The organism is Sphingomonas sp. 77B (genome assembly GCF_056497825.1).
Map to the genome: position 1 here is coordinate 1,059,926 of NZ_JBWMBY010000001.1, position 19,520 is coordinate 1,079,445.

The following is a 19,520-nucleotide window of genomic DNA, read 5'->3' on the forward strand; positions in this document are numbered from 1 at the left end:
GTTTGCGCTTTGCGAACAAGCAAGGCTAGGCTGCCGGACATGACCACGAAAACCGGCGGACGCCTGCTTGTCGATGCGCTTCTCGAACAGGGGTGCGACCGTATCTTCACCGTGCCGGGCGAGAGCTTCCTGGCGGTGCTCGACGCGCTGCACGATACGCCCGCCATCGACCTCGTGACCTGTCGGCAGGAGGGCGGCGTGACCTTCATGGCCTGCGCCGACGGCAAGCTGACCGGGCGACCGGGTATCGCCTTCGTCACGCGCGGGCCGGGCGCGACCAACGCGGCGATCGGCGTGCATGTGGCAAAGCAGGATTCGCAGCCGATGATCCTGTTCATCGGCGATGTCGACCGGGGCACCCGCGACCGCGAAGCCTTTCAGGAGGTCGATTTCCAGGCGATGTTCGCGCCGCTCGCCAAATGGGCCGCTCGAATCGACGATGCCGCGCGAATCCCTGAATATATCGCCCGTGCCTATGCCACCGCGATGAACGGGCGGCCGGGGCCGGTCGTCCTTGCACTGCCCGAGGACATGTTGTGCGATCTGGTCGAGGGCACGCCCCGCCCCCGGATCGAGCGGCCCGCGCAGGATGTGATGATCGAGGATGTGCTGGCGGCGCATGACCTGATCGCCAGGGCCCAGCGTCCGGTCGCGATCATCGGCGGTGCCTATTGGGATGCCGAGACGGTTGGCGTGGTCGAACAATGGGGCGAAGCGGCGGGCATACCGCTGGTCGCCGCATTCCGGCGCCAGGATGCGGTATCGGCGACTTGCCCGGTCTATGCGGGCAATCTGGGCTATGGCCCCAACCCGGCGCTGGTGAAGCGGGTGCGCGAGGCCGATCTGCTGATCGTGCTGGGCGCGCGACTGGGCGAAGCGACCACCGATGGGTATAGCGTCATCACGCCGGACCATCCCGGCCAGACGCTGATCCATATCCACCCCGATCCGGAGGAACTGAACAGCGTCTATCGCGCCGATCTGGCGCTGTGCAGCGACGTTCACCGCGCGGTTTCGATGTTGGAGTTGCAGGCAAGCGAGGCCGGCACGCCGCATCATTCAGGCACCGAAGCCCATGCGGAGTTCCTGGCCTGGTCCGAACCCACCCCGCGCGAGGACGTGACCCTCGACCTCGGGCGATGCGTCGCCGCGATGCGGGGGGCGCTGCCAGTCGACTCGATCCTGTGCAACGGTGCAGGCAATTATTCGGGCTGGTGGCATCGTTACTGGCGCTACGAGCCGGGGTGCCAGCTTGCCCCGACCTGCGGCGCGATGGGGTACGGCGTCCCCGCCGCCACCGCCGCCGCACTGCGCCACCAGGATCGCATGGTCGTCGCGCTGGCGGGCGACGGCTGTTTCCTGATGAACGGGCAGGAGCTGGCGACCGCGGTCCAGCACAATGCGTCGATGCTGGTGATCGTCGTCGACAATGGCGGCTACGGCACGATCCGCATGCATCAGGAACGCGAATATCCCGGCCGCGTGTCTGCGACCGGCCTCGCCAATCCCGATTTCGCGGCGCTGGGTCGCGCCTATGGCTGCTGGAGCGACACCGTGACACGAACGGAAGATTTCGCGCCCGCCCTCGCCCGCGCCATGGCCGAGACGGGCGTTCGCCTGCTGCATCTGAAGACCGATATCGAGGTCATTACGCCAGCCACGACCCTGTCGCGAATCGCGGGACGATAATCACGCGCGATACGCGTCCGTCGATCCGGCTGACGCGATCGAACCAACCAATTACCAAAGCGTTTAACGCGTTTTACATGCAATTGGATCTTCATCATTCAGAATGAAGATACCAATACATCACCTTTTCGACAGGCCGTGCGCCAGACAAAAGAAAACCGCCCCGGTATAACCGGGGCGGCGAGTTCGTTGCTGATTGCTTTAGTCAGAAAACGACTAGCAGGTTCAGATGTTGTCGCCAAGGGCGCCCTTGACCGAACCCTTCATCTGTTCGCCCTTGCCTTTGGCCTGCTGGGCTTCGCCCTCGGCCACGAGCTTGTCATTGTTGTTGTGTTCGCCAATGGCTTCCTTGGCCTTGCCAACCAGCTCGTTGACGTTGCCCTTGATCTTGTCGGTGAGTTCACCCATGATGGCCTCCATTTGCTGAGGGATCGTGAAATCCCGTTGAACACTCGGAAGCAAAACGGTTCGTTACGCGGCAAGTTCCCTGAAATTAATGTCAGATCAGCCCGGCGAGCGGGCTGGATGGGTCGGCGTAGCGCCGCATCCCCATGCGGCCTGCCCGGTACGCCATGCGCCCCGCCTCGACACCCGCCTTCATCGCGCGTGCCATCAGCACGGGGTCCTTGGCCTCGGCGATGGCGGTGTTCATCAGGACGCCGTCGCAACCCAGCTCCATGGCGACCGCCGCCTCCGACGCGGTGCCGACGCCCGCATCGACCAGCACGGGAACCTTGGCCCCCTCGACGATGAGGCGGATCGTCACCTTGTTCTGGATACCCAGCCCCGAGCCGATCGGCGCGCCCAGCGGCATGATCGCCACCGCGCCGACATCCTCCAGCCGCTTGGCCGCGATGGGATCGTCGACGCAATAGACCATCGGCTTGAAGCCTTCCTTGGCCAGGATCTCGGTCGCGCGCAGCGTTTCGTACATATCGGGATAGAGGGTCCGCGCCTCGCCCAGCACCTCCAGCTTGACCAGCTCCCAGCCGCCCGCCTCGCGCGCCAGCCGCAACGTGCGGATCGCATCCTCGGCAGTGAAGCAGCCCGCCGTGTTGGGCAGATAGGTGATCTTCTTCGGGTCGATATAGTCGGTCAGCATCGGCGCATTCGGGTCCGACACGTTCACCCGGCGCACCGCGACCGTGACGATCTCCGCGCCAGAGGCTTCGACCGCCGCCGCATTCTGCGCGAAGTCCTTATATTTGCCGGTGCCGACGATCAGGCGTGAGCGGAAACGCTGACCCGCCACTTCCCACGAGTCGTCGTCCGAGACCGGCGCGACATGATCGCCGCCGCCGACGAAATGGACGATCTCGATCTCGTCGCCATCCTCGACCTGAACGTCGGCCAGCGTCGAGCGCGGCACCACCTCCAGATTGCGTTCCACCGCCACCTTTTCGGGCACCAGCCCCAGCTGGCTCGCCAGATCGGCCAGCGACAGGCCCGCCGCCACCCGCTTATGCTCGCCATTCACGGTGATCGTCACGGTTCCATCGGTATGGGGCATATATGTCACTTACCATGCAAGTCGCTGCCCGCTCGACGTGGGATAGGGCATGCGGTTAAGGAGGGCCCTCGATCTAGGCCCGGCCATCCCGAGCCGCAACCATGGGAGTGCCGATGCCCGCGACCGTTTATGTCCTCAACGGGCCGAACCTGAACCTGCTCGGCCTGCGCGAACCGCATATCTATGGCCATGACACGCTGGACGATATCGCGGGGCTGCTGGAGGACCGGGCGCGCGAGCTCGATCTGGCGATCGACATGCGCCAGTCCAACCATGAGGGCCATCTGATCGACTGGCTGCACGAGGCCCAGGCCTATGAGGCGAAAGCCGTGCTGCTCAATGCCGGGGGCTTTACCCACACCTCGATCGCGATTCACGACGCGATCAAGTCGGTGACGACCCCGGTGATCGAGGTTCACCTATCCAACCCTCATGCGCGGGAGCCATTCCGGCATGAGAGCTTCATCGGGCGTGCCGCAAAAGGCACAATCGCCGGTTTTGGCGCGCAATCCTATCTGCTCGCGCTTGAAGCGGCCGCCCGGTTCTGACAGGAGCGCGTCCCATGACCGAAAAGACTGAACAAGCGATGAAGGTCGATGTCGACCTCGTCCGTCAGCTCGCCGAGCTGCTCGACGCCACCGCCCTGACCGAGATCGAGGTCGAGCATGGCGACCGCAAGATCCGCGTCGCGCGCAAGGCGGCGCCTGCCGCGCCGATGGCCTATGCGCCTGCCCCCGCCGCTGCCGCGCCCGCGCCGGTGGCTGCTGCCCCGGTCGCGGCCGCCGCGCCTGCGGAGGCCGCCGCCCCCGCCGTCTCGGCCAACGCGGTGAAGTCGCCGATGGTCGGCACCGTCTATCTCTCGGCCGAGCCGGGCGCCAAGCCCTTCGCCTCGATCGGGCAGAAGGTCGCCGCCGGTGACACGCTGCTGATCGTCGAGGCCATGAAGGTGATGAACCCGATCACCGCGACCCAGGCGGGCACCGTCACCGCCGTCCTGGTCGAGAACGGCCAGCCGGTCGAGTTCGACCAGCCCCTGGTCGTCGTCGAGTAAGCCGCCTTGGCGCAGATCAAGAAACTCCTGATCGCCAATCGCGGTGAGATTGCGCTTCGCATCCACCGCGCCTGTCACGAAATGGGGATCGAGACCGTCGCCGTGCACTCCACGGCCGACGCCGATGCCATGCATGTGCGCCTTGCCGACCAGGCGGTCTGCATTGGCCCGCCTGCGGCGACCGACAGCTATCTCAACATCCCCAACATCATCTCGGCGGCCGAGATTTCGGGCGCGGATGCGATCCATCCCGGTTACGGCTTCCTCTCGGAGAACGCCAAGTTCGCCGAGATCGTGGAGGCGCACGGCCTGATCTTCGTCGGCCCGAAGCCCGAGCATATCCGGGTGATGGGCGACAAGGTCGAGGCCAAGCGCACCGCCGGTGCCCTGGGCCTGCCGCTGGTTCCGGGCTCGGACGGCGCAATCTCGGACCTCGAAGAGGCCAAGGCGCTCGCGACCAGGATCGGCTATCCCGTCATCATCAAGGCGGCCTCGGGCGGCGGCGGGCGCGGCATGAAGGTCGTGGCCTCCGAGGACCAGCTCGAAACGCTGATGCAGCAGGCCGGTTCGGAGGCGAAGGCCGCGTTCGGCGACTCGACCGTCTACATGGAAAAATATCTGGGCAACCCCCGGCATATCGAATTCCAGGTGTTCGGCGACGGCAACGGCCAGGCGATCCATCTGGGCGAGCGCGACTGCTCGCTCCAGCGTCGCCACCAAAAGGTGCTGGAGGAAGCCCCCTCGCCGATCATCACGGCCGAGGAGCGCGCGCGCATGGGCGGCGTGGTCGCCAAGGCGATGGCCGATATGGGCTATCGCGGCGCGGGCACGATCGAATTCCTGTGGGAAGACGGCGAGTTCTATTTCATCGAAATGAACACCCGCCTGCAGGTCGAGCATCCCGTCACCGAGATGATTACCGGCCTGGACCTGGTGCGCGAACAGATCCGCGTGGCCGAGGGGCATCCGCTGACCCTGCGCCAGCAGGACGTGCAGTTCCGCGGCCATGCGATCGAATGCCGCATCAACGCGGAAGACCCGCGCACCTTTGCCCCCTCGCCGGGCACGGTGAAGATGTATCACGCGCCGGGCGGTATGCATGTCCGCGTCGATAGCGGCCTGTACCAGGGCTATAAGGTCCCGCCTTATTACGACAGCATGATCGCCAAGCTGATCGTCTATGGCACGACCCGCGAGGGCGCGCTGCGCCGTCTGCGCCGCGCGCTGGAGGAATTCGTGATCGAGGGGATGAAGACCACCATCCCGCTCCACCAGGCGCTGCTCGACGACCCGGAGTTCCAGAAGGGCGACTATACGATCAAGTGGCTGGAGGAATGGTTGGCCAAGCAGGGCTGATCGAAACCCGGTTCGAGGATTAAAAAACGGACATGTGCGCACCACCGCACATGTCCGTTTTTTTGAAAGCGGTGCCGATACAGACGCTTGTCGAACGCCCCTTACCCAGCGCTTCCACAAGGACATGAAATAGTTTTCATCCGTGGGAACGGGTTCCCCTAGAGGGCATTTTCGCAATGCCTTTAACGAGAGGGGTTTTGCAGATGAAAATGCTCAAGGCTTTTGGTGTCGCCGCCGTGCTTTCGGTCGCTGCCGTTTCGTCCGGTGCCTTCGCGCAGAGCGTCTATGAACAGGCGCATGTGCCCGGCAAGAATGGCGTTCGGGTCATCGAAGTCCTGAAATCGGGCAAGAAGATGGAAACCGTGTCCTGCCACGATTTCGGGATGCTTGATGAGAGCTTCCGTCCCCAGGCCATCGTCTATGCCGCCAACTATGGCCCCAAGGGCAAGCCACACCCGACCTACACCGTCGACGGCGTGGAAAAGATCGTCCCCGTCGTGGTCGATCAGTGCAAGGCGCGTCCCGGCGATCACTTCGTCACCGCCGTCAAGCGCGCGATCAAGCAGCAGCCGTAATCGCCACCGAAAGAGCGGGACGGGTCGTGCGCCTGGCCCGCTCACTGCGCGCATCTCGACCTTGGCTTTCGCCATCGCGGGGCGCATACATCGGTCATGGCCATCCAAGCGACCATCTATCACAATCCGCGCTGCGGCACCTCGCGCCAGACACTGGCCCTGCTGAGCGATGCGGGCATCGACCTCACGGTCATCGAATATCTGAAGACCCCGCCCACTGCGGAAGAACTTCGCCGCCTTTATGCGAAGGCCGGGCTGTCGCCGCGCGACGGCTTGCGCAAGACCGAGGCCGGGGCGGACGCCCTGTTGTCGGCCGAGGATGATATCGTCCTGGCCGCCATGGTGGCCCAGCCGATCCTGATCCAGCGCCCGCTGGTCGAGACGGAGAAGGGCGTCGTCATCGCCCGTCCGCCCGAGACCGTGCGGAGCATCTTGTGACCGCTGCCCATAAATTGAGCAGAGAGCAGGCACATGCCCATTTTGCGGGCGCAAATCTTAGCATTTTCCTACCCTCCTACGAGGGAAGCGCAGTTGGCACGATCCATGCGACGCATGCGGTCGGGCGAGGGTTCGAACACCAGCGGGGACAGCAAGGCTCGTGAAAAAGATTGAGGCGATCATCAAGCCCTTCAAGCTGGATGAGGTGAAGGAAGCGCTGCACGAGATCGGCGTGTCCGGCATCACCGTCACCGAGGCCAAGGGTTTTGGCCGCCAGAAGGGGCATACCGAGCTGTATCGCGGCGCCGAATATGTCGTCGACTTCCTGCCGAAGGTGAAGCTGGAAGTGGTGGTCGAGGACGGGCTGGCCGAACGCGTGGTGGAGGCGATCGCCGCGGCCGCGCAAACCGGCCGTATCGGCGACGGCAAGATCTTCGTCATCCCGGTCGAGACGGCCCTGCGCATCCGCACCGGCGAGCGCGACGACGCGGCGATCTGACGCATCCCCACTCCTTACGTCATCGGGCCGACATGCGGGCCGATTAGGTTTTTCACCGGCCCCGGTTCTCCGGGCGTCGGATCTAAGCAGAGAGAGTACGGCACATGGCGAATACGGCCAGCGACATCCTGAAGAAGATCAAGGACGAAGAGATCGAGTGGGTCGATCTGCGTTTCACCGATCCCAAGGGCAAGTGGCAGCACCTGACCATGGTCGCCTCGATCCTGGGCGAGGATGAGTTCACCGACGGCCTGATGTTCGACGGTTCGTCGATCGAGGGCTGGAAGGCGATCAACGAGTCGGACATGGTCCTGAAGCCGGACCTCGACGCCGTCTACACCGACCCGTTCTCGGCAACCCCGATGCTGATCGTGTTCTGCGACGTGGTCGAGCCGTCGACCGGCGAGCTCTATGCCCGCGATCCGCGCTCGACCGCCAAGCGCGCCGAGGCGTTCGTGAAGACCACCGGCATCGGCGACACCGTCTATGTGGGTCCGGAAGCCGAATTCTTCATGTTCGACGACGTGCAGTTCGACACGACCTATTCGTCGTCCTACTTCAAGATCGACGATATCGAGCTGCCGACCAACACCGGCCGCGAATATGAGGGCGGCAATCTCGGCCACCGTCCGCGCGCCAAGGGCGGCTATTTCCCCGTCGCGCCGGTCGACTCGGCCGTCGACATCCGCGGCGAGATGGTCACCACCATGCTCGAAATGGGCCTGCCCTGCGACAAGCACCACCATGAGGTCGCCGCCGCGCAGCACGAGCTGGGCCTGACCTTCGGCACGCTGACCCAGACCGCCGACCGCATGCAGATCTACAAGTATGTCGTGCATCAGGTTGCCCATGCCTATGGCAAGACCGCGACCTTCATGCCCAAGCCGATCAAGGAAGATAACGGCTCGGGCATGCACACCCACTTCTCGATCTGGGAAGGCAAGACCCCGCTGTTCGCCGGCAACGGCTATGCGGGCCTGTCGGAAACCTGCCTGTACTTCATCGGCGGCATCATCAAGCATGCCAAGGCGATCAACGCCTTCACCAACCCGACCACCAACAGCTACAAGCGTCTGGTGCCGGGTTACGAAGCGCCGGTGCTGCTCGCTTACTCGGCGCGCAACCGCTCGGCCTCGTGCCGCATCCCGTACGGCACCGGCCCGAAGTCGAAGCGCGTCGAAGTGCGCTTCCCCGACGCGCTGGCGAACCCGTATCTCGCCTATGCCGCGCTGCTGATGGCGGGTCTGGACGGTATCCAGAACAAGATCCATCCGGGCGAGGCGATGGACAAGAACCTGTACGACCTGCCGCCCGCCGAACTGGCCCAGGTCCCCACGGTCGCCGGTAGCTTGCGCGAAGCACTCGACTCGCTGGCCGCCGACCACGACTTCCTGCTGAAGGGCGACGTGTTCACCAAGGACCAGATTGAAAGCTATATCGAGCTGAAGATGAGCGAAGTGATGCGCTGGGAAATGACCCCCAGCCCGGTCGAATACGACATGTACTACAGCGGCTGATCCTGCCCCTGCACGATGTCACTACGGGGAAAGGGGCCGCAAGGCCCCTTTCTTTTTGCCTTCTCTCCCCGCGGATGACGCGACAGCAGGCGATGCCGGGATCCGCAGTGATCGCACGCCGGACCACCTGACCTGCGCTCAGGCAAATTAATTTTTATTGATAAAAATTGAAACGCAAGTGACATGGAAGGGCGGTAGGCCGCGCCCCGAGGCGAAATAACGCCCGGGGGAAAAATCCATGAAGTCGAACATGATCCGCGTTGCCGGAGCCGGTGGCGCGTGCCTGATGCTTTTTACGTCGCACATCGCGATCGCACAGACCGCCGGTACGATCGCGGCAGAGGATCAGGCCAAGGACGATATCGTCGTGACCGGGCAGAAGCTGGTCGCCACGGGTATCGAAATGTCCAATTCGCCAAAGGCCCGGGCGGTCGTGACTCAGGATTATATCGAACACACCGTTCCCGGTCAGTCGATCTTCAACGCGATCAACCTGGTGCCCGGCGTCAACTATGTCGCCAGCGATCCCTATGGCGGCAATGGCGGCACGATCACCATCCGCGGCTTCGACCAGTCGCGTATCGCCTTCACCTTTGACGGCCTGCCGCTGAACGATGCGGGCAATTATGCCGTCTATTCCTCACAGCAGGTGGACCCCGAACTGGTCCAGTCGGTCAATGTCAGCTTCGGTTCGACCGATGTGGACACCCCGACCGCGAGCGCCTCAGGCGGCACCGTCAACTATCGCACGATCATGCCGACCGAAAAGCTGAGCGCGACGACCGTCTATTCGCACGGCCCAGGCAACATGAACCGCGTCTTCGGCCTCATCAACACCGGCGATCTGAACGCCAGCGGCACGCGCGCCTGGGTGTCGGCCAGCGAACAGAAATATCGGCTCTATCCCTTCGCCCAGGTCCGCAAGAACCAGTATAATGCGCGCATCTATCAGCCGCTCGGCTCGGGCAAGGACTTCCTGTCGCTCGCCGGTTTCTTCTACCAGCATCGCAACATGGGCTATGGTGGCCTTTCGGTCGCGAACATCGACAGCATACTCGGCAACAGCCTGCCCATCGGCACGGCAAGCGCGACCCAACCGCTGCGCATCGACCTGACCCGCGCGCAATATGACCGGGTGATCGATAGCGCGGGCCGTTTCCTACAGACCGATGATTGCCAATTGGCCTCCGCGACGCCGGGCGCCGGAACCGGGCAGGACGATCGCAATCTCTGCGGCAACGCGCGCCAGATCCGCGTCAACCCGGTCGATACCGGCAATGCCCGTTTCAACAGCCTGTTCACACTGAACGACAAGCTGACGCTGACGATCGATGGCGGCTACAGCTATACGCTCGCCAATGGCGGCGGCTCGACGGTATTCGCCGAAAGCGATGCCAATGCCGGTGCCCGCGGCGTGTCGCGCAACCAACTCGGCCGCCTCGGGGCCGGTGTCGCGCCCGGCGTCGATCTGAATGGTGACGGCGACCGGCTAGACTATGTCCGCGTCTTCTATCCATCGAATACCCAGACCCATCGCCTGATCGCGGTGGGCGGCCTGCGTTATGATATCGATCCGGCCAATCTCGTCCGCATGGCCTATACCTGGGACCGGGCACGAACCGCGCAGACCGGCGAAGCGTCGTTCCTGCGCATCGACGGCTATCCCACGACCTATTTCGGGATCGCTGGCGGCAAGACCGTGTTGCGCGATGCCGCCGGGAACATCGTTCAGAAGCGCAACCGGCTGACTTATTCGATGCTGCACCAATTGTCGGGCGAGTATCGTGGTCGACCGTTTTCCGACGACCTGTCGTTCACGCTGGGTGTCCGCGCGGCCCTTTTCCGGCGCAACATGAGCAACGCCTGCTACACCATTCCGGGCAGCGCCAGCGAAGCCTATTGCACTTCACAGACCGCGCAGCAGGTGGCGGCCAACGGCACCACCGCCAAATTCGGTGCTCCCTATTCGGGGCGTATCCGCGAATATCACGCGATCCTGCCCAATGCCGGCCTGGTGTGGCAGGCCACGCCGCACGTCGGCGTCTATGCCAGCTATGCCAAGGGCTTTTCCGCGCCCACCACCGACATCTATTCCTATGACGACAAGGTGATTTCGCTCCGTGACAAGGAAGCATCGCCCGAACGAACCGACTCCTATGACGCCGGCCTCCGCTACAATAGCGGCATTGTCCAGGCGCAGATGGGTAGCTGGTACATCCATTACGACAATCGCATCGTCTCCACGACAGTACAGCTTGAGGGCGGCGGCACCATCTCGGCCAGCCGGAATGTCGGGCGGGTGGACAGCCATGGTTTCGACGCCACGCTCTCCCTCGCGCCGACATCCTGGCTGACGCTTTACGGCTTCGGTTCGTATCTGAAGGCGACGCTGCGAGACGATATTCGCGACGCCGATACCGGCAAGATCCTGGTCGCCACCAAGGGAAAGTCACTGGTCGATACGCCGAACTGGCAATATGGCGGCCGTGCCCAGATCTCGCTGCCGTTCCTGGTCGCGGGTATTTCGACCAAGCATGTCGGCGACCGCTATGTCACCGACGAGAATGACGCCATTTCTGCGGGCTATACGCTCGTCGACCTGGACGCCCAGACGACGCTGCGCTGGATCGGTCTCGATAAGACCTATTTCCAGTTGAACGTCATCAACCTGTTCGACAAGCGCTATTACAGCAATGTCTGGTCGGCACCGCGCATCAGCCAGGGCGGGTCGCTGAACTTCGGCGTCCCACGAACCGTCGTGGCGACCGTTCATTTCCAGTTCTGAACCTCGGCTGCGGCGGCGTCATTCCGCCGCCGCAGCATTCGGAACGAACGCGGTTTCCGATCACGGCACCACCGCCACCCGCTTTGCCGACAGGATCTTGACCGGCGCGGCCAGCATCTCGCCCTTGAACGGCCCCTTGGCGGGGTCGGCGGGCTGGTCGAGGATCTTGTGGATCACGTCCATGCCCTCGACGACATGGCCGAAGGCGGCATAGCCCAGATTGTCGCCGGGCTTCGACGGATCGGCGTCGAGCGAGGGCTGATCGCCGACCATGATGGTGAAATCCCCGCGCGCCGATCCGGGGGCGAGGCGCGCGATCGAGATGGTGCCGTTCGTGTGCTTGATCCCGGTCTTGGTCGTCGGCTCATGCGCGATCGGAGGCAGGATTCGCTTGGGCTCGTTCTGGATGCCGAACTGGACGAAGCCGAAATCGGGCGCGACACGAACCGTGCGATAGAAGGTCACACCGTCCAGACGGTGCTGGTCGACATAGCGCAGGAAATTGGCGGTGGTGATCGGCGCATGGGTGCGGTCGAGGTCGAACACGACGGGCCCGAGGCTGGTCTGCATCGCGACGCGGACCATGACGGGCTTGGGGGCTTCGGTCGTCGCCGGTGCAAGGGGTATGGCGGGTGCGGTCTGGGCGGCGAGCAGGGCGAGCGGGAGAAGCGCGATCATCAGGGTCTCCGGATGAAGATGTCGGCGGCAGGTTAGCGGGGTTTTGGGGCGGGGTGAATCCCTTGGGCTTCGACTTCGCTCCGCCTGAACGGAAGTTGGGGAGGCCCCAACCACAAACGCCGTTCAGGCTGAGCGAAGTCGAAGCCCACGCTCCAGCCTCACGGGATCAGCACCGTGCTCCCCACCGTCTCCCCCGCCTCGATCGCGCGGTGCGCCTCGGCCGCGTCGGTCAGCGCGAAGCTCTGGCCAATCTCCGGCGTGATCGCGCCCTTCTCCAGCATCGCGAAGACGCGCGCGATCAGGCTGCGCTTCTCCTGCGCCGTGACGGCATAGTCGAACAGGGTCGGACGGGTCACGAACAGCGATCCCTTGGCCGCCAATATCCCCAGATTGACGCCGTCCACCGCGCCGGAGGCATTGCCGAAGCTGACCACCAGCCCGCGCCGCGACGCGCTGTCCAGCGAGGCTTCCCAGGTCGCCTTGCCGACCCCGTCGAGCACCACCGGCACGCCCGCGCCGCCGGTGATCTCGCGCACGCGGGCGGCGACATCCTCGGTACGGTTGAGGATGACATGATCGGCCCCCGCCGCGCGGGCCTTCTCCGCCTTCGCCTGTGACCCGACGGTCGCGATCACCTCCGCCCCGATCGCCTTGAGCCAGCCGACCGCAAGATGGCCGACCCCGCCCGCCGCCGCGTGGACCAGCACGGTCCAGCCCGCCTGCACCTTCGCGCAATCCTCAATCAGGAAGGCCGTCGTCGCGCCCTTCAGCAGGATCGCCGCCGCGGTGCGGTCGTCGACATGATCCGGCAGTGGCACCAGCAGGTCGGCGGCGACATTGCGCGCCGTCGCATAGGCACCCCGCGCCGGGCCGAACACGCCGACCCGGTCGCCGACCACGAAGTCGGTCACGCCCTCGCCCACCGCCTCGACCACGCCCGCCGCTTCGGAGCCCAGCTTGCCCGGCAGGTCGATCTGGTAGAGCCCGCTGCGGTGATAGGTGTCGATATAGTTCAGCCCGACCGCATGGTGGCGCATCCGCACCTCGCCCGGTGCGGGCGGGGGCAGGTCCTCGTCGCGCCACTGGATGACCTCCGGGCCGCCGGTGCGGTCGATAAAGGCGGTCTTTTCCATGGCTGCACTCCTGTTCGCGTTCGGGCGGGCCAACGCCTCAATAGTCCTTGGATATCCGTACATTGACGTTCTGCCGCCCCAGCGTCGAAATGCTGGAGAGCAGCGACAGCCAGCGCGTCACCTGAAACTCGATCTGGGTCGCGGAATAGCCCTGACCGTCGGTGATGATCTCGGCATAGAAACGCCGGGTGATATATTTGCCCGCCGCGACCGAAGTGCCGCGCCCGATCTGCACGTCGGCGGGCAGCACGCGAAGCCGGTCGAGCCCCGCCGCACGCCGCACCGCGTTGATCGGGTTCAGCCCGTTGCCGCCGTCCTGCAGCGCGGCGACGGCGGCGGCCAGCTGCAACGCTTCGGGCGCGGAGAGGCTGGCGATCGACGTGCCGAACAGCAGACGGGAGAGGAGTTCGTCATTGGGCAGCGCAGGCGTGCTGGAAAAGCCGATTTCGGGCTTCAGCGCGGTGCCGGTCACGCGGATCGTCGCGCTCAGCCCCTGGACATTGGCGTTGGCGGCGATGTCGAGCGCGGGGTTGGCGGGCACTTCTCCGCCGAAGCGGATGATCCCGCGCGCCAAGTCGAAATCACGACCTGCAAATTCGTAATCGCCCCGGATCAGCGTCGCCTGGCCGGTGATCGCCGGATTGTCGGGCGTGCCACCGATCTTCAGGTCCGCCGACCATTCGCTGTTCAGCCCCAGGCCCGACACGATCAGGCCGTTCGGCGCGTGCGCCTTGACCGCCAGGGTCCAGGGCTTGCGCGGAACATCGTCCTCCTCGCCGCCGCCGGGGATATTGATCTCGCGGATGTTGAGCTGCGGAACGGCGGTCGCGGCCGAGGCCCGGCCCAGGCGATAACGGCTGCGATTGAGCACCACGTCGCCGCCGATCGTGCCGCCCGCGCCGTCCGAATGGAAGGTCAGCGGCCCCGTCACCGTCGCGCCGATGTCGTCGCGCGCGATCATGACCGCATTGCTGGCGTTGAGCGCGAGGTCGAGGCCGACACCCTTGGCGGCGGCGAAGTCGAACTGGCCGGTGCCGCTGACCCGTCCGTCCTTGCCTGCCTGCGCGGCGAAGCGGTCGATGACGAGGCGCGATCCACCGAACCGGCCGGTCGCCTGTACGTCGGTCAGGACGGTGCCGGTCGTCGCGCTCTCGATGCGCGCGCCGACCGCCTTCACTGCCCCGCGAATGACGGGCTGGTTCAGCGATCCGGTCACGTCCGCACCGATCGCGACGGGGCCGGACAGGTCGAACATCTCGACGCCGGTGAGCCGCCATAGCGTATCGGCAGGCCCGGCATAGCGAAGCTGCGCGATCAGGCGCCCGGCCTGCATCCGGCCGGCCCAATCCCCCGCACCGCCCGGCACGATCAGTGCCTGGCCGCGCCCGATGATCTTGCCCCCCGACGCCATGACCGCGCGCACGCCCAGCCGCTCGGCGGAGAGCACACCCGCCAAGCCCATGTCGATCGGGCGGGATGTCAGGACGAGTCCGGCACGGGTCAGTCCCCGGATGGTCAGGTCCGCCTTGCCGGTCGGCGCACCCGTCGCCTGCCGGATGGTCAGCGTGCCGGTCGCGGTGCCGCCCAGCCCCAGCCCCGGATAGCCGATGTCGAGCACCGCAAGCGGCATCCGCGTCAGACCGGCCTGCAGTTCGACGGCATCGCGGTCGAACCGCCCCGCCAGCTTGGCCTCGCCGCCCGCAAAGCTCAGCCGGGTCGGCGCGAGCGCCCAGCCGTCGCCGTCACGGGTGACAATGGCGGGCGACAGCAATTGCAGCGGCCGCCGGTCGAGCGTGCCCTGCGCGGTGATCGAGAAGCGGTCGGGCGAGACCTGAGTCACGGTCTGGATCGAAAAGGCACGACCGCGCGATCCCGAAATGCCGACCTTCACCTCGCCGTTGCCCCCACGCATCCGGGCGGTGCCGCTCATCTGCGCGATATGCAGCGCGCCGCGCCGCAGCCCTTGCGCATTCGCCGTTCCCTCGATCGAGGCTCCGGCGGGATCGAGCAGCGCGATCAGGTCGACCCGGCCCTGTCGGACGGTGACGCCCGAAATCTCCGCCTGCCGGGCGGCCAGATGCGCCTCGATCCGCTGAACCTCACCGACCGGCCGGAACAGCAGCTCGCCCGACAGGCCGCCCCCTGAAACGTCCATCCGCCCGGCAAAGCCGCCCGCCACGACGTTGAGCGCGCCGGTCGCGCGGGCACCCGCCACCAGCAGCGGCTGGATCTGGATCACCGCCTCCTGCCCACGCGGCAACAGGATCGCGCCGCTCGCCTGGAACGGCCCCAGCCGCGAGCCCCCGGCCGCACGGAAGGCGAACCCCTGATCGGTCGGATCGAGATGCGCACGCACATCGCTCAATCCCATCGCCGCGTTGGGCGCGGCGAGCAGCAGGTCGAGCGTCGGCTTATCGATGCGCCCGTCCAGCACCAGCTGGACCGGGCCGTAGCGCCGCTGGCGCCCGCCGCCGACGAAATGGAAGGTGCCGTCGCGCCGCCGGATCGCCTCGCCGGTCAGGCGGATGTCGGGGCCGGTCAGAACCAGGCGGTGGAAGTGGAAGACGCCGTCCGTCCCCCGCTCCAGATCGGTGGTCAGATGCGGCAGGCCACCGGCCAGCGAACGTAGAAACGCATTGTCGAGCCGCCGGACCCGCGCCTCGCCGCGCCCGACAACGCGGGTGCCATGACCGTCCGGGCCGGGTACGGCGGTCAGCCGCGACGTCACGTCGACGATGCCCAGGCCGGGGATCAGGTAACGTTGGAGCGCGCCGTCCAGCCCGACGTCGTAGCGCCCGTTGGTCAGGTCGATGTGCAGGTTCAGCCGTCCCGCCAGCTTGTCGGAGCGCAGTGCGAGTCCCTGCCCCATGATCTCGCGCGGGGTGATGCGCAGCTCGCCCGCCGCCGACAGCCGGTGCAATATCCCGCCCGCCGCCTCGCCTACGCCGGTCACGCGCGTCGCGGTAAAACGGATCGGCAGGGTCAACGGCCAGCGGCCCTGCAACCGGCCCTTGCCCGCGGCGACGGCGTCCTCGAACCCCGTCCGGTCGAAGGCGAAGCGCGTTGCCGCCAGTCTATAGTCGAACGCCGCCCGGTCGAATGCGCCGTCGAGGCGCAGGGACATGGCGATCGCCTGTCCGCTCATGTTGAGGAACAGTGCCTCGGGCCGGACCAGCCTGGCATCCACACGCAAGCCCTCGAAGCGGCTCGCACCCAGATCGACGACGCCGCGCGCCCGTACCCGCAGCGCGGGCGAGCGCAGGACCAGCGCGCCGTTCAGCCGCCGATCCGCAAAATCGGCCTGCCCGGCGACGATGACGCGCGGCGCGGTCAGCCGCTGGAGCCGCCCGTGCAGCACCAGCGAAGGCGCAATCTGGCCCGACAGCGCATAGCGGCCCGCCTGTGCCGACAGGCGCAGATCGACCGCACGCTGTCCGCCGATCCGGCCCTTCGCCAGACCGTCCCAACGCGACCAGCGCCCCGCGCCCGCGACATTCAGCGTCACGGGCGCCCGGACGCCCACCGCCTTGGCCAGCACGCCGTCCTTGGCGCCCCAAGCCTCGACCGCCAAATCGAAACGGTCATAGTCGGGCCGGGCATCGAGATGCAGGCGCAGCCGGTCGCTGCCCGCCACCACGCCGTTCAGCGTCACGACCGCGCGGCCGTCGCGGATATCTGCCCGTCCCTCGATCTTCGCTACCCGCTCGCGGCCCAGTACGCGGCGAGCGAGGACCAGCCGGTCGAGCCGCAGCCGATCGATGCGGATGTCGAAGTCAGGGAGGATCGGAGTCTGCCGCCCCGTGCGGCGGGTATGCGGCACATGGTACAGCGTCGCCGTCGCCGCCTCGACCCGGCGGATGTCGAGCGTCCCGCGCGCCCAGTTCAACGGCCGCCAGTCGAGCCGCGCCTGCGGCACCTGCACCAGCAGGCCGTCCAAGTCATAGACGCGCAGATCGACCAGTCGCATGTCGGAATAAAGCGACCCATCGATCCGCCCGACCGAAAAGCGAAGCCCCGTCGGTGTGCGGATGGCAGCGATCCGATCCGCGACCCAGCGATGCCCGATCGACATATCAACCACGCCCAGCGCGGCCAGCACGATACCGACCAATGCCGCCACGGCGATCGCGATCGCACGCCCCCAACGGAATGGCGCGCGAACGGGCGGCGGCGCGTCCGTCTCCTCGGTCAAAACGCCTGCCCCAGCGAGACATAGACCGCGACCCGGCTATCGCCCTTTTGCGGGTTGAGCGGGGTGCCGACATCCAGGCGAATCGGCCCGAAATTGGAATAATAGCGCACGCCCAGTCCGGTGCCGAAACGCAGGCCGGTCAGGCGCGGCAGCGGCGAGGTGGAGATATTGCCTGCATCCAGAAAAGGCACGACGCCGAAATGGCCGAATGCCTTGACCCGCGCCTCGATCGAGAATTCGGCCAGGCTTCGCCCGCCGATCGGATCGTTGTTTGCGTCGCGCGGCCCGATCGCCTGGAAGCCGTAACCGCGCACCGAGGCGCCGCCGCCCGCATAAAAGCGCCGCGACGGCGCGATCTGGTCGCGCGGCGCGCCCAGGATCGTACCCAGCCGGGTCCGCGCGGCCAGCACCACCCGGTCGCCGAACGGATGGTAGAGGCTGGCGTCGATCTGCGTCCGGGTATAGCCGAACACGCTGCCTTGCAACGACACTTCGGGGCTGAGCCGCCCGCCGAGCCGGAAGCCACGCGTCGGGTTCAGCAGATCGTCCGACCCGTCGTAATTCAGGCTGGTCGGCAATGCCCCGATGAAGAAGGTCCGCCTGCGCGGCTGACCCGTGCTCTCGATCACATCGCGCTCGTCCGAGGTCAGCAGCTCGCCGCCCAGCGACCAGGTCCAGGTCTTCTGGAAGAAGATATTGGTCTGGCGCTCCAATCCGGCCGACAGCGACAGCGTCTTGGCCTCATAGGCGTCGCGCAAGATGTGCGCGGCCGAGAATTGCGCGGTCAGCACCCGGTCGCGCCCCTGGAAATTGTTGCGGCGGAACACGACCGCGCCCAGCTGCTCGCGGGTGCCGAGCACGCTGCGCAGCGTCAACGCGCCCTCGGGCGGGAAGAGGTTTCGATCAGTCCAGTTGATCGTCGCACTCGCGCCTTCGCCGGTGCCATAGCCCAGCTCGCCCGCGATGGTGTGCGGCGGCGCGGGCTCCAGCGCGACGGCGATGTTCACCGTGTCGGGCGCGTCCCCGGGCACGGGCTTCACCTCGACCGACGACACCAGCCCGGTCTGCACCAGCGCGCGGCGCAGATCGTCCAGCCCGGCGGAATCATAGGGCTGGCCGGGCGCAAAGCGCGCGATCTCCTGCACATGCCTGGCATCGAACAGCTTGTCGTTCGCCATCACGATCCGGCCATAACGACGCGGCGAGCCCGGATCGACCGACAGGTCCAGCGTCGCGGTGCGGGCGGCGCGGTCGACCACGATCTGCGGATCGCCCACCTTGGCGAAGGGGAAGCCCTCCTCGCCCACCACCGTCTTCAGCCGCGCCTCGCCCGCGACGATGGTGTCGGCATCGACCGGATCGCCTGGGCGAATCCCGAACGCCTTTTCCAGAGGCGCGGCCTTGTCACCCGCCGCCTTTACCCCGTCCAGCGTCACGCCCGCAAAGCGATAGAGATTGCCCGGCACCGCCGTCAGCAGGACGGTCGGCTCGTTGCCCGGCTCGATCCGGGTCGTGACCTGCGCATCGTAGTAACCCGCCCCGCGCAGGAGGTTGGTCAGCAACTGGGCGTCCTCGCGCGCACGCCGGTCCAGCTGCGCGGCGTTGGCTGGCTCGCCGTCATTGGCATCCAGGGTGGAGAGCTGCTCGAAACGCTGGCGGACCAGCGGGCCGGTGCCGTCGATCCCCTCGACCCGCCAGCGATAACGCCGCTCCGCCGCGGCGTCGACGGTCGCGGTCATCGTCGCCACCGGATCACCGGGTGCGGTCGCCAGGTCGGGCCAGGCCACGCCGATCTCGGGCAAGGGGGCCAGCGGAGCCGAGGGGTCCAGCATCGTCGGATCATCGGGCAGGTCGCTGCCCGGTATCGCCTGGATCGTCGGGGACGCGGCAGGGCGCGCCACCTGCGCAGCCGCAAAGCTGGGCCAGCCCGCGCCGCCAAGACCCATTGCCAAGCTTATGATGGCGGCCGAGCGGCGCGGCCGCCCGACGCGGACCATCATGCGCCAATCCCTAGCCGCGTGGATGCGACAGCGACACCCCAAAGCACCATCATCTGGACAGATTTGCAGATCCGGTCGTCGCGAAGCGCGCCATCCC

At 66.2% G+C, this 19,520-nt stretch carries 15 protein-coding genes; 9 read left to right on the forward strand and 6 right to left on the reverse strand.

Annotation, left to right across the window (positions count from 1 at the left end; genetic code table 11):
• Positions 1-39: 39 nt before the first annotated feature.
• Complete coding sequence (locus AC1GI4_RS04910) at positions 40-1,689, forward strand: thiamine pyrophosphate-binding protein (RefSeq protein ID WP_479628762.1); 1,650 nt, start codon at positions 40-42, stop codon at positions 1,687-1,689.
• Positions 1,690-1,914: 225 nt separating this feature from the next.
• Here AC1GI4_RS04910 and AC1GI4_RS04915 read toward each other — a convergent pair whose 3' ends face one another.
• Positions 1,915-2,097: a CsbD family protein gene (locus AC1GI4_RS04915; RefSeq protein WP_042490204.1), complete on the reverse strand. Its 183-nt coding sequence runs from the start codon at positions 2,095-2,097 to the stop codon at positions 1,915-1,917.
• 91 nt (positions 2,098-2,188) lie between these two features.
• The gene (gene thiS / locus AC1GI4_RS04920) at positions 2,189-3,199 is read right to left on the reverse strand and encodes a sulfur carrier protein ThiS (protein WP_479628763.1); all 1,011 of its coding nucleotides are present in this window, start codon (positions 3,197-3,199) and stop codon (positions 2,189-2,191) included.
• 113 nt (positions 3,200-3,312) lie between these two features.
• Between thiS and aroQ the strand changes: the two genes are divergently transcribed.
• From aroQ to AC1GI4_RS04960, 8 genes are all read left to right on the forward strand, one after another.
• Positions 3,313-3,747 carry a type II 3-dehydroquinate dehydratase gene (gene aroQ / locus AC1GI4_RS04925; RefSeq protein ID WP_433911066.1) on the forward strand — a complete coding sequence of 145 codons (435 nt, stop codon included), beginning with the start codon at positions 3,313-3,315 and terminating at the stop codon, positions 3,745-3,747.
• 14 nt (positions 3,748-3,761) lie between these two features.
• The gene (gene accB / locus AC1GI4_RS04930; protein WP_479628764.1) at positions 3,762-4,250 is read left to right on the forward strand and encodes an acetyl-CoA carboxylase biotin carboxyl carrier protein; all 489 of its coding nucleotides are present in this window, start codon (positions 3,762-3,764) and stop codon (positions 4,248-4,250) included.
• Positions 4,251-4,256: 6 nt separating this feature from the next.
• Positions 4,257-5,606, forward strand: coding sequence for an acetyl-CoA carboxylase biotin carboxylase subunit (gene accC, locus AC1GI4_RS04935; protein WP_479628765.1), 1,350 nt, complete (start codon positions 4,257-4,259; stop codon positions 5,604-5,606).
• 203 nt (positions 5,607-5,809) lie between these two features.
• Positions 5,810-6,181, forward strand: coding sequence for an HdeA/HdeB family chaperone (locus tag AC1GI4_RS04940; RefSeq protein WP_433911069.1), 372 nt, complete (start codon positions 5,810-5,812; stop codon positions 6,179-6,181).
• A gap of 102 nt (positions 6,182-6,283) precedes the next feature.
• Complete coding sequence (arsC, locus tag AC1GI4_RS04945) at positions 6,284-6,619, forward strand: arsenate reductase (glutaredoxin) (RefSeq protein ID WP_294275448.1); 336 nt, start codon at positions 6,284-6,286, stop codon at positions 6,617-6,619.
• Positions 6,620-6,779: 160 nt separating this feature from the next.
• Entirely contained in the window at positions 6,780-7,118 is a 339-nt protein-coding gene (locus tag AC1GI4_RS04950; RefSeq protein ID WP_007405799.1) for a P-II family nitrogen regulator, read from the forward strand.
• Positions 7,119-7,222: 104 nt separating this feature from the next.
• Positions 7,223-8,635 carry a type I glutamate--ammonia ligase gene (gene glnA / locus AC1GI4_RS04955; protein ID WP_219019458.1) on the forward strand — a complete coding sequence of 471 codons (1,413 nt, stop codon included), beginning with the start codon at positions 7,223-7,225 and terminating at the stop codon, positions 8,633-8,635.
• Between the two features lie 238 nt (positions 8,636-8,873).
• Positions 8,874-11,420, forward strand: a complete 2,547-nt coding sequence (locus AC1GI4_RS04960; protein WP_479628766.1) for a TonB-dependent receptor — start codon at positions 8,874-8,876, stop codon at positions 11,418-11,420.
• Positions 11,421-11,480: 60 nt separating this feature from the next.
• On the opposite strand, the gene AC1GI4_RS04965 is transcribed toward AC1GI4_RS04960, so the two are convergent.
• The 4 genes from AC1GI4_RS04965 to AC1GI4_RS04980 form a co-directional block, all read right to left on the reverse strand.
• The gene (locus AC1GI4_RS04965; RefSeq protein WP_479628767.1) at positions 11,481-12,098 is read right to left on the reverse strand and encodes a peptidylprolyl isomerase; all 618 of its coding nucleotides are present in this window, start codon (positions 12,096-12,098) and stop codon (positions 11,481-11,483) included.
• Between the two features lie 158 nt (positions 12,099-12,256).
• Positions 12,257-13,231 (reverse strand): quinone oxidoreductase family protein, encoded by a 975-nt coding sequence (locus tag AC1GI4_RS04970; RefSeq protein WP_479628768.1) that lies wholly within the window; start codon positions 13,229-13,231, stop codon positions 12,257-12,259.
• 37 nt (positions 13,232-13,268) lie between these two features.
• On the reverse strand, positions 13,269-17,423 hold the full coding sequence (locus AC1GI4_RS04975) for a translocation/assembly module TamB domain-containing protein (RefSeq protein ID WP_479628769.1): 4,155 nt from the start codon (positions 17,421-17,423) through the stop codon (positions 13,269-13,271).
• Entirely contained in the window at positions 17,420-19,423 is a 2,004-nt protein-coding gene (locus AC1GI4_RS04980; RefSeq protein WP_294275230.1) for an autotransporter assembly complex protein TamA, read from the reverse strand. The genes AC1GI4_RS04975 and AC1GI4_RS04980 overlap by 4 nt, the downstream gene beginning before the upstream one ends.
• Positions 19,424-19,520: the final 97 nt, after the last annotated feature.

What these genes read in the sequence shown, in the direction of transcription:
- AC1GI4_RS04910 (WP_479628762.1), top strand. Translation starts at nt 40, where the DNA reads ATGACCACGAAAACCGGCGGACGCCTGCTTGTCGATGCGCTTCTCGAA.
- AC1GI4_RS04915 (WP_042490204.1), bottom strand. Translation starts at nt 2,097, where the DNA reads ATGGGTGAACTCACCGACAAGATCAAGGGCAACGTCAACGAGCTGGTT.
- thiS (WP_479628763.1), bottom strand. Translation starts at nt 3,199, where the DNA reads ATGCCCCATACCGATGGAACCGTGACGATCACCGTGAATGGCGAGCAT.
- aroQ (WP_433911066.1), top strand. Translation starts at nt 3,313, where the DNA reads ATGCCCGCGACCGTTTATGTCCTCAACGGGCCGAACCTGAACCTGCTC.
- accB (WP_479628764.1), top strand. Translation starts at nt 3,762, where the DNA reads ATGACCGAAAAGACTGAACAAGCGATGAAGGTCGATGTCGACCTCGTC.
- AC1GI4_RS04940 (WP_433911069.1), top strand. Translation starts at nt 5,810, where the DNA reads ATGAAAATGCTCAAGGCTTTTGGTGTCGCCGCCGTGCTTTCGGTCGCT.
- glnA (WP_219019458.1), top strand. Translation starts at nt 7,223, where the DNA reads ATGGCGAATACGGCCAGCGACATCCTGAAGAAGATCAAGGACGAAGAG.
- AC1GI4_RS04960 (WP_479628766.1), top strand. Translation starts at nt 8,874, where the DNA reads ATGAAGTCGAACATGATCCGCGTTGCCGGAGCCGGTGGCGCGTGCCTG.
- AC1GI4_RS04965 (WP_479628767.1), bottom strand. Translation starts at nt 12,098, where the DNA reads ATGATCGCGCTTCTCCCGCTCGCCCTGCTCGCCGCCCAGACCGCACCC.
- AC1GI4_RS04970 (WP_479628768.1), bottom strand. Translation starts at nt 13,231, where the DNA reads ATGGAAAAGACCGCCTTTATCGACCGCACCGGCGGCCCGGAGGTCATC.
- AC1GI4_RS04980 (WP_294275230.1), bottom strand. Translation starts at nt 19,423, where the DNA reads ATGATGGTCCGCGTCGGGCGGCCGCGCCGCTCGGCCGCCATCATAAGC.